This window comes from Sphingopyxis sp., assembly GCF_035250425.1.
Taxonomy (GTDB): Bacteria; Pseudomonadota; Alphaproteobacteria; order Sphingomonadales; family Sphingomonadaceae; genus Sphingopyxis.
The window spans coordinates 11892-27657 of record NZ_DATFFD010000186.1; the positions used below are offsets into that span (position 1 = coordinate 11892).

5 protein-coding genes are annotated in these 15766 nt (G+C 67.9%); all 5 read right to left on the reverse strand.

The window, feature by feature from the left end; translation table 11 throughout:
• Positions 1-14 precede the first annotated feature (14 nt).
• On the reverse strand, positions 15-7766 hold the full coding sequence (locus VJ811_RS11130; protein WP_324072337.1) for a hypothetical protein: 7752 nt from the start codon (positions 7764-7766) through the stop codon (positions 15-17).
• 29 nt (positions 7767-7795) lie between these two features.
• Positions 7796-9619 carry a ShlB/FhaC/HecB family hemolysin secretion/activation protein gene (locus VJ811_RS11135; RefSeq protein ID WP_324072338.1) on the reverse strand — a complete coding sequence of 608 codons (1824 nt, stop codon included), beginning with the start codon at positions 9617-9619 and terminating at the stop codon, positions 7796-7798.
• A gap of 181 nt (positions 9620-9800) precedes the next feature.
• A complete protein-coding gene (locus tag VJ811_RS11140) occupies positions 9801-10559 on the reverse strand; it encodes a hypothetical protein (protein ID WP_324072339.1) in 759 nt (252 codons plus the stop codon).
• Complete coding sequence (locus VJ811_RS11145; RefSeq protein WP_324072340.1) at positions 10546-12636, reverse strand: adenylate/guanylate cyclase domain-containing protein; 2091 nt, start codon at positions 12634-12636, stop codon at positions 10546-10548. The genes VJ811_RS11140 and VJ811_RS11145 overlap by 14 nt, the downstream gene beginning before the upstream one ends.
• 4 nt (positions 12637-12640) lie before the next feature.
• A complete protein-coding gene (locus VJ811_RS11150) occupies positions 12641-15730 on the reverse strand; it encodes a CHAT domain-containing protein (protein WP_324072341.1) in 3090 nt (1029 codons plus the stop codon).
• Positions 15731-15766: the final 36 nt, after the last annotated feature.

Below are 15766 nucleotides of genomic sequence, written 5' to 3' on the forward strand. Positions count from 1 at the left end.
AACCAAAAGGCGGTTTACTGCGCCGGCGGCGTCCACAGATCGTCGTTGCCCGCGCCGGTCACCGGATCGTCGAGCAGCGGCTCGCCCGTCATCGGATCGATATCGCGCATCGTGATCAGCGGCTGCGGCAGGTTGTTGCCGTCGCCGCCGCCATCCTCGTCGGCCTTGATCTCTTCCTCGATCACATCCTGCACCGGGAAGCTATTTTCAAAGTCGGCGGTGATGCAGACGGCCGGGCTGGCGATGAAACAGCCGTTGACCGTCGAGCGGCGGTCATAGCTGCCCGTCACCGGCGCGCTGCCTGCGATCGTCAAAAGCTGGAGCGCGTCCAGCCCGGTAACCTGGCCGTTCGGGCCGAGCTGGATGCCGTTGATCGCGATACGCGACGGTCCCTGCGTGAGCACGTCCAGCCCCCCCCCGCCGAAGGTCAGCCCGCGGCGCTGCGCCGCATCGGTGCCCGCACCGCTGTTCTGAACATAGAAGCCGCCCGATATGTCGGCGCGGATGCCGCGGGCGAAGAGCGCGCCCTCATCGAGGGCAATGCCGTCATTCTCGGCCAGCCGCCTGTTGATCGCGTCCATGTCCGTCGCCGCGCCCACCGCGGCAATGGCGGCCGGGGTGGCGACGATGATGTCGTCCGACGCCATGTTGAGTTGTCCGGCGGGAGCACTGTCGTTGACAAGGCGGACGGTGCCCTGGCCGAGGATCACCTCGAGCGCCTCGTCGGCGAGCAAGTTCAGCATGTTGGCATCGGTCAGCCCTGTGAGCTGGACATTGCCGATCACGCGCATCTTGCCCGGTGTGCGGATCCTCAGCGCGCCATTGGCGCCGAGATTCGAATTCGACGCGCCGCCGGTCATCGTGAAGCCGTCGACGATAACGTCGGGCGGTGCGGCCGACCCGACCGAGGAGCCCCCGGCCGCCTGGACCTCCGGTGCGACAATCTCGATCCGCGTGCCATAGAGGCGCGTCATCTCGTCGGCACTGATATGATAGCTGCCGGGCGATCCGGTGCCGCCGACGAAGGTCTGGTTGGCACTGTTGTTGTTGGCGACCGACAGTTGTTGGGTAACTCCCGCGGTGCCGATGCGGCCGGCCGAGCCGATATCGATCGCGCCCGACGCGAGCGAGATCGATTGGCCCGTAACGACGCCGTTGACGCCGAGCGAAGTCCGCGCCGTCGCGGCGAGGTTGCCCGTGACGGTCACGCTGCCGAGAGTCAGCGAGCCGCTGCTATTTTCGAGCGTGGCATTGGCCGCGGCAAGGCTGCCGATATTCATCGTCGCGCCCTGCGTGCGCAGGTCCGCGGCACCCGCGACATTGGCGTTGCCGACCGTCAGATTGCCGGTTCCCCGGACATAGGCATCGCCGACATCGGTAGTGAGCGCCGCGAAATTCATGCCGCTCCCGCCTTCGATGCGGATCGCATTGGCACTGGCGTTGATGGCGCCCGCGGCGGCAAGGGTGCCGATCCGGACATTGCCGTTGCCGCTGTCGAGGCTGGTCGTGCCGAGGGTCGTGACCATATTGACGTCGATACCGTTTGTGCCGGTCAGCGCGACATTCTGGCCCTCGATCGCGGTGATGCCGATCACCGTCGCCGCGGTCAGCGTCGCATTGCCGAGCGCGCGGACGCCGCCGCCCGCGATGCCGGCGGACGAATTGACGACGATGTTGCCGCCGGCGCTCAATGTCGGGGTCGCAGCGCCGCCCGTCCCGGTCAGCGTCGCGAGGCGGACGTCCTGCGCATTGATCGTGATGTCGCGGCCTGCCGCGACCACGCCGGTGAGGTTCGCGAGGGCCGCTGCGACGACGACATCGCTGAAGGCATCGAGACCCGCGAGCGTCGTCGCGCCGCCTTGCGTGCGGATGCTGCTGTCTCCGCCCGTCGCGCCGAGGCCGAGTGTGGTGGCGCCGTCGACGGCGATGCCGCCCGCCGCCGTGAGCAAAATATCGTCGCCCGCCGACAGAGTGGCCGCATCGATCGTGCCGTTCGTTGTGGTCATCACGATGTCGGCGCCGGTTCCGTCGCCGGTAACGATCGTAAAGGTCGGGCTGCCCGATGCCGTCGAAAAGTCGAGGACGCGCGTGTCGGCGCCGGCGCCTGTCGTGCGGACGTTGCGCGTCGTGATGTTGCCCGGCGCGCGGACGGTGATGTCGTCGCCGCCGGTGAGGTCGTTCAGGTTTGCGGTCGTGCCGGCGAGGATCAGCATGTCCTCGCCCGCAGCGCCGCCGGTTACCGATGCGGCCGCCCCCGCGTTGACGCCGAACATGCGCGCCGCGGAGCTGTCGGTCAGCGTCGCATTGCCCGCGGCGATGACGAACAGATTGCCTTCCGCTGCGCCACCGTTGCGGTCTACATAACCGCCGTTCGCTTGTCCCGAGGCGTTGATATTGGCGTCCGAATTCAGGAAGATATTGCCGCCCGCCACATAGGTGCCGGAAAGGTCGGCGGCCGAGAAGATCGAGATGTTGCCATCGACGTCGGCGTCGTTGACCGCAACCGCGCCGCCGGTGCCGAAGGCGAAGAAGGACGCCGCGCCCGTGACATTGCCGGTGAGCGCGATGCTGTTGGCAAAGAGGTTGATGTCCTCGCCCGCGGCGATCGACCCGCCGCGGATGCCTTCGGCGCCCGCCGCCGTCCCGTCCGCCGAAAGCCCGACCGAGAGGCCGGCGGTGATCGCGTTGAAGGCGATCGACTGGCCCTGGACCTGGACAAAACCACCCGCGGTCGAGTTGCCGAGGTCGACGGCACCCGGCGAGGTGATCGAGATGTCGCCGCCGGTGATGATCGAATTGAGCCCGGTGCGGAAGCTGGCGGCGCTCGCGGTGAAATCATTGACCGCCTCGGCATGCTCGACGCTCGCGGCGCCGCTGCCGTTGATCGCGATGTCGGTGGCATCGAGGCGATCGACGCCGATCGTCGTGGCCGGACCTTCGCCGGTCAGCGAGAGCGTGCCCCTTGCGGCAAGCAGGCTGCCCGCCGCGCCGCTGATGCTGGTTCCCGCTATGAGGAACAGGTCGCCGGCGGTCTCGAGCGTCGGTGCTGCATTGGCCCCGCGCAGATCATGGCGGATATCGATCTGGTCGCCCGCCTGCAGCTGCGCCGTCTCGCCGACGGTCACGCGTCCCGCACCCTCTGCATAGAGGCCGATCGAGCCGTCGGTGCCGAGCGTCAGGCTCGCGGCCTCGATCGTCCCGCCCGTCGCGCCGAGAAAGATGCCCGCGGGCGCTGTGCCGGTGTCGTTGTTGGTCGGATTGGCAAGGCCGCGCACCTCGACGTCGAGGCTGGCGAAGTTGACCCGGCTGCCGCTGCGAATTTCGACGCGGCCTGCATTATCGCCGCTGGCAAAGATATTGGTATTGCCAAGATCGATCAGGCCGGACCCCACGGTGGTCGTCAGCGCATCGATATTGACGCGTCCGCCGGTGGTGCCTGCAAAGCCGCCGTTGGAGCCGGGCTGGCTGCCGCCGCCTCCGCCGAGGCCGGCGTTGCCGCCGCTGCCAGATTGACCGCTGACGTCGATTCCCAAGGCCTCGCCGGCCGTCGTGATCGTGCCGCCGTCGGCGATCAACCGTACCGATCCGCCGACGCCGCTGCCGCCGAGACCACCATCACCGCCGCGATTGCCTTCACCGAAATCGCCGGTGCCGCCCGCGCCGCCGTTGCCACCGGTGCCCGTGCTGCCGAATGCTACGGTGCCGCCGGAAGATGAACCGAGCGTCATCGCCGCGCCATCACGCGCGATGACCTCGATCGCGCCGCCCTGCGCGCCGCCTCCGTCACCGCCCGAAGGCGCGATCGCTGCCGACGAGCCGAAGCCGAGGCCGCCGTCGCCGCCGTTGCCGCCGGTCGCGCCGGTGATGAAATTGGTCTGCGTGACCTTGACGTTCGCATTGGCGCCGTCGGCGAGGACGCTTGACGTCCCGCCAAAGGCATTGCCGCCGTTGCCGCCGCGTCCGTCGCGGCCATCGCCGCCGCCGCCGCCCTGCGCCGTCGAATCGAGTCCAATCGCAAGCGTGCCGGCGTCGAAATCGTCGACGATCGCCTGCGCGATGCCGCCATAGCCATCGCCGCCGTTGCCGCCGACATTGTGCGTGCCGCCCAGGCCGCCGATGCCCTGCGCGACTGCGCTGACATCTACGATTGCGCCGGTCGCCGTGGCCACCCCGATCGTCGCGCGCCCGCCCCGGCCGATGCCGCCCGTGCCGCCGACACCGACGCCCGTCGCGCTGCCCGAGCTGCTCGAGTAGAAGGAAGAGCCGCCTTGGCCGCCGATACCCGATGCATCGGCGTTCACGCTGCTCGCCGTGACCGAGCCGCCCGAGAGGTTGACGCTCGCGGTGCCGCCGGACCCGTTCCCGCCATTGCCGGGCGTTCCGGGCAGGGAGTCGAAACCCGCGTTGACGAAGCCGCCGCCGGTGCCGCCGGTCCCGTTGGCATAAGCCTCGATCACGCTCGCATCGACGACGGCGGTGCCACCGATATTGATGACGGCATTGCCGCCGACGCCCGCGCCGCCGGTGCCGCCCGCGGTGATATTCGCCGGATCCTCATCATTGCCGTCCAGCCCCGGACGGCCTACGCCGCTCGCCGATGCGGTAAGGTCGGCGGCGGTGATCGTCCCGCCCGACAGGTCGATCGTCGCGACACCGCCGGTGCCGGTGCCCGACGCGCCCTGCGCGACGCCCCCGAAGCCATCGGCGCCGATGCGCATGTCGCTGACCGAAATGTCGCCGCCCGTCTGGGTGAAGGTCGCGGTGCCGCCGGAGCCGTTCGCGGTGCCGCCGCTACCGGAGCCGTTCGCCGACAGCTCGATGACGCCGCCCGACAGGGTGCCGCCCTGGACATCGAGGGTGATGGTGCCGCCAAGTCCGTTTCCGCTGGTCTCGATCGGTCCGCCCGGAACCTCGAGTTCCACCGCTGTGCGGCCGTCGGTCGACGCCAAAAGTTCGCCATAGTCGATCTCGCTGGCCGGATCGGCGGCTGTCTGGATCAGGATGGTTCCGCCGGTGCCGGTCGGGTCGGTCGCTCCCGCCGTTAACGCGCCGCCCGACGTGCCGGTCGCGGAGAGGCTGGCGCCGACGCCGAGGTCGAGGCGGCCGCCAGCGGCGATCAGCTGGATCGTCCCGCCCGTCGCCGCCGCGCCGGCGGCGCTGCTGCCGGAAGTCGCGCTGGCGTTGAGCTGGTTCGTCGCGTCGAGGGTCGACCGGATTTCTCCGCCATTGCGGGCAAACAGGTCGATCGTTCCGCCCTGCGCGGTGCCGCCCGTGCCGACGACATGGGCCGTGCTGCTGCTGACATCGACCTCATAGACTTCGGCCACGATTGTTCCGCCATCGGCCACGAAGTCGACATTGCCGCCAAGGCCGTTTCCGGCGCTTTGCTTGACGGCGTTGGACATGCTCCCGCCCATCGCCTGCGTCCTGAAAATATCTCCGCTGCTGATCGTGCCCCCGGCGGTCGCGTTGACGGCGATATTGCCGCCGGTCCCCGCTCCAAAATTTTCGCCGGCCGGGGTTGGCGGAAAGGGATTCATCCCGACTGCGAAGAGGTTGATGAGGCCGCTGATGTCGATGGTCGATCCGTTGGTTGCCGCCAATGTCACATTATTCGCGCGGGCAGTGCCCGACTGGCCGGTCGTGCCGCTTGGCGTGAGGGCGATCCCGGCGGCGGCGGACGCGTCCAGAGTGATGGCGGTGAATTGCGCGGTGACGCCGCCATCGACGGTCAAGCTGGCCGTGCCGCCCAGAGCGTCGCCGCCGGTCGTATTTTCGACGCCGCTGGCATTGCCGCCGCGGCCGATCGCGAAGACACCGACCGAGCCCAGCGAGACGGTCGAAGCCGCATCGGTGTTGATCAGTATCTCGGCGATGCCGCCGGTTCCGTCGCCACCATTTTGCGACTGGAAAAAGCCCGCATTTCCGCCGCCCCGTCCTTCGGCGTCGACGAAGCTTTGCGTCGCCGACAGGGATGATCCCGCGCCCGACACCTGAATGCGTGCGGTGCCGCCAGTGCCGGCGCCCGACTGGGTGAGGCCGATGCCGCCAATTCCCTGCGCGTCGAGCGAAAGCAGGGCAGCCGGCCCTACGCTGCCGCCATTGGCCACGGTGAGCGTCGCGGTGCCGCCCGTCCCGCTGCCGTTGACGGCGGGCGGAGCGCTGGGAAAGTCGAAATCGCCGCGTCCAAGGGCGTTGATGGAAATATTGCCGGTGGTCAGCGTGCTGCCGGCGTTGCTGACGGTGATGCTGGCGTTGCCGCCCCTGCCGTTGCCGCCGATGCCGTTCGTTCCGGTATCGGCGATGCCATTGGCTTCGACCACAACCACCGGCGCGGTTACACTGCCGCCGGTGATCGTAAGGCTGGCCGTTCCGCCTTGGCTGTTCCCCCCGGCCGCCGCCTGCGGCTCGCCGTCCGCATATATTTCCAGGCTGTTTCCAGCCGAAAGCGTACCGCCGGAGACGTTGATTGCCGCGTTGCCGGCGATGCCGGCGGCATTGACCGACTCGATGATCAGGCTGCCATCGGCGCCGCCTCGCTGACCCGTCCCGATGGACAGGGTCGCGCTGCTGTCACCGACGAAGATGCCGTTGCCCTCGACAAAGAATTGGCCTTCGGAGGACAAGGGCGACGGTGATCCCGGCAACTGCAGCGTCGGGGCACCGACGAAGGCGCCGCTGGCGCGCGCAATCGTGTTGCTGCGGAACAAAACGTCACCCGCGGCTATATTGGCGGCAGTCGCATTGACCGGCGTGGTCGCCAGTTCGCCGCCGACGATGTTATAGCCCGCCGACAGGCGCACCGCGCCATCTTCTTCCGTTGCCGAGACGGCGTCGTCATAGCCGATCGCACCCGATACCAGCATCGTCACGGCGTCATTTTTAGGAATGGCGACCATATAGATGCGGCTCTGGTCGGTATCGCCATCCTGATGCGCGGGGCCGGTGGTCGTGCCGGTGTGGGTGATCGCGTTGCCGCCCTCGACACCCCGGGTGACGTTGATGTCGAACAGACCGCTGTTGATGCGGATGTCGACCTGTTCGGCGGCGACATAGGCGGCCGATCCGTCGACCCGGACGGCACCCGCCTGGACGACGCGCGGCGCGACGAGCGCGATATAGCTGCCGCCGGGGTTGCCGACCGCGCTCGCGTTGATCGCGCCGTTGACGGTGATCGCCGACGGGCTGCCCGCCACCCCGTTGAACCGGATCTCGCCGGTCGGCCCAAACAGGCCGTCCGTGGTGACGATGTCGTTGGCGGTGAGGACCAAGCTGCCGACGTTGATTACGCCGGACGCGCCGATCAGGATGCCGCCGGCGTTGTAGAACCAGATATTGCCGCCGCGCGGGCCGGTGGTCGAACCGACATAGCTGTTGACCGTGCCGTTGAGCGCGATTTCGCGGCTCAGCGACCCCCCGCCGCCATTCACGAAGCGGTTGAGGACGGTATAGTCGCCGGTGCCGGTGAAGGTCCAGTTCTCGCCGACCGGCAGGAAATCGATCGCGCCCCCGGTTGGCGCGGTATCGGTGGGAATCCAGTTGATGATGCTCTGGGCCTGGGTGACGTTCACCGTCGTGGTGTCGGTGCCGGGGTTGCTCGAGACCGACGTGCCGACGCCGGCGTTTACGAAGAACGAGCTGCCATTGACCTGCGCCAGCGCGGGTCCGCCATAGGCCAGCGCTGCCATTCCGGCGGTGATCGCACAGCTCGTGAGCAGGCGCCGCTTGCCGTTGCGGATCGGCGTAGAAGTGGCGGTGGCACGCATGGCAGTTGTCCTCGATGCAAAATTCATGCTCAGCGCGCCCTCACGCCAAATTGGGTGGTCAGCGACACGAGCAACCGCGGATCGGGCTTTTCGGTCAGGAAGCCGCCGCGATTGAGCGGGACGGCCATCGTGACGTCGAGTCGCGCCAGATCGCCATAGGCGACGCGCACGCCGCCCCCGGCCGAAAAGAGTTTCTGCGGATCGAGCCCGTCGAAGGCGCTATCCTGGTTCCACACCCACGCGGCGTCGAAAAAGACGAAGGGCTGGAAAGCGAAGCTTTCGGTATTGGCGGGAACGAACGAGCCGTAACGCGCTTCCAAAGCCACGCCGATGCCGCTGTCGCCGATTACCGTGCCGGGGTCGAAGCCGCGTCCGACGGTGAAATTGCCGCCCGAAAATTCCTCATAGGCGAGCAAGGGATCGTTCGCCCACTGCGCGCGCGGCGCCGCCGACAGCGTGAAAAGCTTTGCCGGCCGCCATTCGGCGAGCGCGTTGGCGCGGACGAGAAACGCATCGGGTTGCCCCTCGACGCGCGTCAGCGGGACCGCGCCGGGCAGGAAGCACGCCGTGCCGCCGGGGCCGCAATCGTCGCTGGCGCCGAGGAAGGAGGCGCCCTTGCGGGCTTCGAGCGACGTGGAGAGCGACCAGCGCGGTTCGCTGGGGCTGTAACCGCCGCGCCCCGCGATCGAGCCGGGGTCGATCCAACTCGCATCCGCGCGCACATTGAAGACGCGCAGCCGGTCGCGGTTGATCGGGAGGCTCAAGTTAATGTCCTGATCGATGAAATCGAGCCCGCCGCCGATCGTCACGCGCCGCGCCTGCGTCAGCACGAGCGGATAGGCGGTGAACAGGCTGACGATCTGCGTGTTCGACTTGACCGGAAAGCCGGTGATGTCGGGGCGCGTCCAGGCATAGGTATAGCTGGCACCGAAGCGCAGCCCTTCGCCGCCAACGCGAAACTCGTGCGACGCCTGCACGACCTTTTGCTCGTCGAGATCGGGGGTCGCATAAAAGCTGACCGTCGTGAGGTCGCCCATGCCGGTGAGGCCGGCGAAGCGCGCGCGCGCGATGCCGCCCCAGCGGCCGACGTCGCGCGAGCCGAAATTCTGCGCGTTGAAGTCGAAGGTGAAGGGGGTGCGCGTGACGGTGACTTCGCCGACGACTTCGCCGGGGGCAGCGCCGGGGCGCAGCGTCAGGCGCGCGTCCATCCCCGGAATGTCGCGCGCAAGGAGCAGATAGCGCTCGGCATCGACGATGTTGAACACCGGCTGGTCGTCGAGCCGCGACAAATAGCGTTGCAGCAGGCGTTCGTTCGCGCCCGCGTCGCCGCGCACCTCGATGCGCGACATGCGCGCCGACAATATATCGAGCCGGACGACGCCGTCGCCGATCGTCTGCGGCGGTACGCGGACCGCCGCCAGATAGCCCTTTGACCGCAAGATCGTCGCGGCGCGGTCGCGAATGTCGCACACCGCCGAAATCGGCAATTCCTGCCCGACGCGGTCGGACCAGCTCGGCGCCAGCAACGCATTGTCGATGCCCTCGACGCTCGAAAACTCGACCCCGCGCAACGTGAAGCGGACGTTGGCGAATTCGGGATTGGCGAGCGGGCAGGGCGCGCGTTCGATGCCGTCGTCGACCGCGACGACCTGCTCATTGGGCTGGATCTGCGGCGTCGGCGGCGGGCGCTGGATTTCCTCGCGCGTCGGGATTTGCGGGGTCGTCTGCGCCCACGCCGCGGCGGGCAGAACCGCGGCGATCAGCGCCGCGGAACCGGCCAGCGCGCTGCGGATCGCGGCGCGCCTCGGCCGAACAAACGCACTATGTCCCATATCCCCCGACACGGTCATCATCACCCCTTGCTTATGGGCGCGCCGCGACGATCGCGATGCGCCGGCTCCATTGGCCCTGCCGCAAAGCGGCAGCGCAAATTTCGACCCAAGGAAATGTTCCGTCACGCGACCGGCGGAATTTCCTCAGAAGATTATCAGACGGATAGGGCGGGGACAATGGCCGCCGCCCCATCCATTTACCTTATCCCGCTTCAGCTTCCGACATCGTGTCGACGAGGCGGTTGAGCTGCGGCGAGCAGCCCTTCGCCATCAGCATGTCGATCGATCCCTCGACCGTGTCGGGCGCATTTTCCATCGCGGCGAAGCGCACCGTCACCGGCTTGGCGAGGCCGCCGCCCGACAGGCGATAGTCGGTGCCATATTGCACCGGCAGCACATCGGTCGGCCATTTGCGGAAATTCGCGCCGTCGACGATCGCGACGGTCGCCTTTTTGCCGGCGCTTTCGATCTCGAGCGCGGTGTCGCCTTCCATGTCGGGGCGCCACAGCATCAGCACGGCCGGATCGAGGACGCAGAAGGTCCCGGCCTCGCGATAGTCGAGCAGCCACAGGTTCGGGGCGCGGACATTGGCGGGCGTTTCATCGCCCGGACCGCGCGAGAACCCGCCGCGCGACCGCATCGTCGGACCTTTGGCGAGCATGCGCGTGACGTTGCCGCCGAGCGACTGGCTCGCCTGCACCGTGCCGGTGGCGCCGAAGGTGCCGGGCCCCGACAGTGTGCGCGTCTTGCCCGCCTGCATCAGCACGATCTTGTCGCCCGCGACGAGGGTCAGCTTGTCGGCGGACTTGAGCTTGGCCCCGGCGGGATATTTGCCCGCCGACGGGCCGGTCGAGCGGACGACCATCGATTGCGCAGCGGCAGTGCCGACGCAGGCGATGGCGGCGATGGCCGCGGCGGCGGAAAGGCCGATGCGGCGCATCCGGAAATCAGGAAAGGACATAGCTTTCTCCCTCTTTTGTCTCGTTCAGACGTTCTATCAGAAACATGATGGCTGCATCCTGATCGAAATCCGCCTGTATTGCTGTGGCACAGGTCACAAAGGCTTTTTTATCGCCCGCGGTGTGCGCGGCGACCAGCGCGGCGATGCGCGCGCGCTGGTCGGGGGCAAGGTCGGGGCGCGGGTTGAAGACATCGACGGGTTGCGCGCGGCCGCGCAGCGTGACCCGGCCCATCGGCACAAGGTCGTCGCGGCCCGAGCGCGCGGCCGCCTCGGCCGAGATCAGCACGCCCGTTTTCAGGCTCTTGTTCGCGGCCTCGAGCCTCGATGCGGTGTTCATGCTGTCGCCGAGCGCGGTGTACTGGATGCGCCCTTCGCCGCCGAAATTGCCGACGATCGCGTCGCCGACGTGCAAGCCCACCCGCGTCATCCCGATCGGCGGGACGTCTTCGGCGGCCAGGTCGACGCGATATTTCTCGCCCGCCTGATACATGGCGAGCGCCGCGGCGGCGGCCCGCAGGCCATCGTCGGGGCGGCTGAGCGGCGCGCCCCAAAAGGCGACGATGGCGTCGCCGACGAACTTGTCGATCGTCCCGCCATGGTCGAGCACGATGTCGGACAGGCGGTCGAGATATTCGTTGAGCAGCCGTGCGACGGTTTCGGGCGTCACCGCGTGGCTGAGCTTCGTAAAGCCTTCGAGATCGGTGAAGACGCAGAAGATATTGCGCCGCTCGCCGTGGAGCGAGAGCTGGTCGGGGTCACGCATGATCTGCGCCGCGACGTCGGCGGGCAGATATTTGCCGAGCGCCGACTGCGCGAAGGCGCGCTGGCGCGACCCGATCGTGCGTGCGGCGGTGCCGACTGCAGCGTATCCGAACAGCCAGCCCACCGCCCAGCCGAAGGTCGGGAGCGTCGTCGTGTCGATCCCGCGTCCCTGCAGCCAGAAAGGGAAGGCGATGAAGAAGGCCATTTGGCCGAGGAAGGCGAGCGCGACCCAGCGGGCGCGCAGGTCGATGAGGCTCGTCAGTCCGCCCGCGAGAACGATCAGCACCGCGAGTACCCACAGCGTCGGCGCGGCGATCGGCCGCGTCCACGCCCTGTCGAGCTGCTGCGCCAGCATATGCGCGTGGACTTCGAGCCCGATCATCGTTTCATGCTGCCCGGTGATGGCGTCGGGAAAGCGGCTCAATGGCGTGTTGAACTGGTCGTTGTCGATGATGTCGCCGCCGATCAGGATATAGCGGCCCTTGACCAGCTCCGAAAAACCGGCGCGCATCTCGGCATCCATCGGCAGCGCGAAGGTGTCGATCGGGATGTTGGCGAAAACGGGTTCTTCCTGCCCCGCGGCGGCGCGCGCGGGGACGAGGAAGCGGATATTGCCCTGGAAATTCTCATGCGCCGCGTCGACCGGCGCCAGCGCATTCGACATCAAAGGCGGCAAATTCTTCGGCCGGTCGGGCCAGTTGCGGATCACGCTGTCGTCGTCGGTGCGGAACAAGACGCTTGTCGGCTTCGTCTTCGCGGTCGTGACGTCGGCGATATAGGATTGGAGGAACTTCTGCTGTTCGTAGAAGATCGTGTTCGGGTTGCTCGCCTGTTCGGCATAGGCGAGCCAGGTCGGGGTCTTCATCGCGCGCAGCTGCGTCTTCAGCACATCGTCGTCGGGGCGCGGCGAATCGAACGCAATATCGATGCCGATCGCCTTCGCCCCCATCTGGTCGAGATTGCCGAGCGCATTGGCCAGCAAGGTGCGGTCGAGCGGCGAGCGGATACCTGTATTGAACAGAGTCTCGTCATTATAGGTGACGAGGGTGATACGTTTATCCTGCTCGACATGCGGCGCCATCAGCGTCGCGCGCGCGTCGTAAAGCGCGCGTTCGGCCGCGTCGATCAGCGGCATCTGCCAGCTGAAGCGCGCGATCAGGATCGCGACCAAGAGGAAGACGATCGTCGCCGCCATCCGCGACGGGCCGAGCTGCATGACCAGCCGGCGCACCCGCTTGCGCAGGGGCACGGCGGCCTGCCGGCCGTCCTGCGCGGGCGCGTCGGCCGCGGGAACAAGGACGTCGGGTGCGTTCATCGGTTTAGCGAGCAGCGCGCCCGGCAGCCTCGCCGTCTCGGGCGGCTGTCGCGCCGCTGTGGAGCAGCGCTTGGCCGCCATCGCCGATGATCGCGAAGCCCGCCCAATAATAGGGATGCGACGTTTGCTGGTCGTCCATCAGGCGCAGCTGCGTTCCCCATAGGGCGTCGGCGACGCTCGTGCCCTGATTGGCGGCGAACAGCCCGCCGATCAGCCGCTGGGTCGCGTCGAAATCGTCGGGCGCGGGCCAGTGGCTCGCGATCACCGACCGGCCGCCCGCACCGATGAAGCTGCGCACCAGCCCGTCGAGGGCGTTGCCGCCGCCCGAAAGCCCGGCTTCGCGCGTCGCCGCGACGCTCGCAGCGCCCGCGGTGTCGCACGCCGACAGGATGACGAGGTCGGCGTCGATCTTGAGGTCGAAGATTTCCTGGAAGGTCAGCAGCCCGTCCGAATCCTGTCCGCCAAACGAGGTGACGAGCGCGGGGCGCGCGGGACAGGCGGCGCGCGGCGCGGTAACGAGGCCGTGCGTGGCGAAATGGATGATGCGATAGTCGCCAAGGTCGGCGCGATTTTTCACCGCGGTGTCGGTGAAGGCGCCGCCGGTGAGCAAAGTGCCCGCCTCGCGGCCTATCGCGTTGCGCGCAGTGACGAGTTCGTCGGCCGAGATCGGGCGTGCCCATTGCGCGGCATCCCACAGGCAATCGCCATCGACGCCGCCCGCAACGGCGCCGCGGGTGCCGAGCGAGGGCAGCCGTCCGCCGACCGGCAAATTCTCGCCGAGGCCGAAATATTGGTTGGCCGCCTTCGACGGCGCCGCCTGCCGCGCGTTGCGGAAGCCGAGCGTCGAGACCGCGGTGCTCGGCCGTGAGGTCCGGCCGAGCCAGGCGATCTGGCGCATGTCGAACGGATCGGCGTCGGGGTCGAGCAGGCGCTGCTCATAGGCGGCCAGCCCGGTGTCGGCGGTGACGAGAAGGTTGATCGGCAGCCGCAGCATCGCACCATCGGGCTCGAAGACCAGGTGCGCGATCGTCGGCAGGCGCGCCGCGACCGGGCCGAACAGCTGGCCATACAGCTTGTAGGAGGTGGCGGCGTCGAATGGATAGGTGACGCGGCGGCCATTTTCGACGAGCGAAATCGTCGAGCGGATCGTGTCGACCGCGGTGTCGAGCCCCGACGCGCTGATGTCCGATTTCCAGAGCTGCGCCGCGCCTTGCTCGACCAGCATCGCATAAACGCCGTCGCCGACGACGAGCATCTTCAGATAGGCTTCGCCCGGACGCAGAACCTGCTGCAACTCGGCAAGGTCGAGCTTGCCCGGCGCGACGACGCGATATTGCGGGAAAGCCGACAGCGCGACGACGGTTTCGGACTGCTGGACCGACAGATTATCGAGCTGGGCCTTGATGTCGGCGCGCAAGGCGTTGATCTCGGGCGATTCCGGCAGTTGGGCTAGCCGCGCATCCTCGATCCGCGCGCGTTCGAGATCGCGACCCAGCGTCGTCGCCTGACGGAACAGGCGGGCGCCGTCGCTGCTGCCGCCCGACAGTTCGCGCGCGAGCACCGCCTGCGTGTCCGCGACACCGGGGCGGATCTGGAGCTGGCTGGCGACGAAGAAATCCTCGATCGCCTTGGGATCGGTCGCCGAACGCGCGGCGAGCAGCCGGTAATAGGGCGCCATCATGTTCGCCATGCCCGCGGTCGAGCGCTGCGTGCTGGCGAGCGCGGTGACGACCTCGCGATAAATGCCCATCGCCCTGTCGTCCTGCCCCTCACGGGTGAGGAAGGCGGCATAGCGCGCACGCGCCGAGGCGAGCGCATTGGTTTCGGGATATTCGACCGCGAGCAGGTTCACCGATTCACGGAAACGTGCGTCGGCGGCGGCCTTGTCGCCGCTCGCCTCTTCGGCCAGCGCGAGTTCGCCGAGCATCTGCGAACGCAGGCGGATGATCGAGGTGACGCGACCTTCGCGCACCGCGATCGCGTCGGTCAGCCCCTTGAGCTGCGCGGTCTTCGACGCCTGCGCATTGCCGCGCAGCCGTTCGACCGTGCCCAGCAGATGGATCGCCTGCGCATCGATGATCTGCGCGCGTTCGAGCGGCGACAGGCGTTCGCGATCGCCCGCCTGGCGGATGACGCGGGCATTGTCGCCGCTGTTGACCCCGGCGACGATCTGCGGGGTCAGCGTGACCGCATCGCCCGACACCGTGATGCCGGTCGTGAGCGGCGGGATGGGCGTCTGGAGTCGCGCGGCGGCTCCGTCATAATCGCGCTGGTTGAGCGCGTGGATCGCGCGGAAATTGCGGCGGAGACGCAGTTGGACCGGGTCGCCGGTCGGGATTGCCTCGGCCTCGGCGAACAGGCGCTCGGCTTCGGCGAATTCGCCAAGGTTCGAGCGTTGCAGCGCGCGGTTCAGCGTGACTTCGGTCGGGTCGATGTCGGCGGCCGACTGTTCCTCGGCGGCGCGGCGCGACAGCGTTTCGAAAAATTCGGCCGCCTCGGCATAATCGCCGCTGTGGTTGCGGCGGTATCCCTCGGCCAGCGCCTTGTCGACGTCGATCGTCCCGGCGATCGTCCGGGCAAAGCCGTCGTTGCCGCCGACTGAGGTCGTGGCGACCCTGATCACGCCCGGCATGACCTTATGCTCGCGTACCGAATCGAGCGCGAGGCCCAGCGCGTCGGAATAGGCGGCGAACCCTTCGACGCTATAGGCGACATCGCCCTTGGTCTCGATGCGTGTTTGCCACGCGATATTGCTGCCCTTGAGGGTGCAGGCGCCGCCGGCCGAGCAGATGATCGTGCCGGCGCGGGCCTGTTCGATCCGCGCGAGCGCCTCGGCCGAAGTCGCGCGCAGCTCGCGAACGGTGCCGACCGGCTGGCTCGCATCGCGGCAGACGATCGTCCATGCGCGGTCGAACATGCCCTTGACGACGGCGTCGCGGACGGTTGCCTGCACCTCGCAGAGCGAGCCGCCCTGATCGCCGATCGAAAAGCTGTCGCGCAGCGTCGGGTCCATGCCCTGCGCGAGTGCGGTTCCGGGCGCGGCCAAAGCCAGCAACGCCAGAATCGGCACAAGTTGCGGACGTCGAACGGTCATCACAAATCCCCCAAACACAGACGCAGAGACGCCATG

Excerpts from the sequence above, each read along its gene's own strand:
- VJ811_RS11135 (WP_324072338.1), bottom strand. The coding sequence starts at position 9,619 with ATGATGACCGTGTCGGGGGATATGGGACATAGTGCGTTTGTTCGGCCG.
- VJ811_RS11130 (WP_324072337.1), bottom strand. The coding sequence starts at position 7,766 with ATGCGTGCCACCGCCACTTCTACGCCGATCCGCAACGGCAAGCGGCGC.
- VJ811_RS11145 (WP_324072340.1), bottom strand. The coding sequence starts at position 12,636 with ATGAACGCACCCGACGTCCTTGTTCCCGCGGCCGACGCGCCCGCGCAG.
- VJ811_RS11140 (WP_324072339.1), bottom strand. The coding sequence starts at position 10,559 with ATGTCCTTTCCTGATTTCCGGATGCGCCGCATCGGCCTTTCCGCCGCC.
- VJ811_RS11150 (WP_324072341.1), bottom strand. The coding sequence starts at position 15,730 with ATGACCGTTCGACGTCCGCAACTTGTGCCGATTCTGGCGTTGCTGGCT.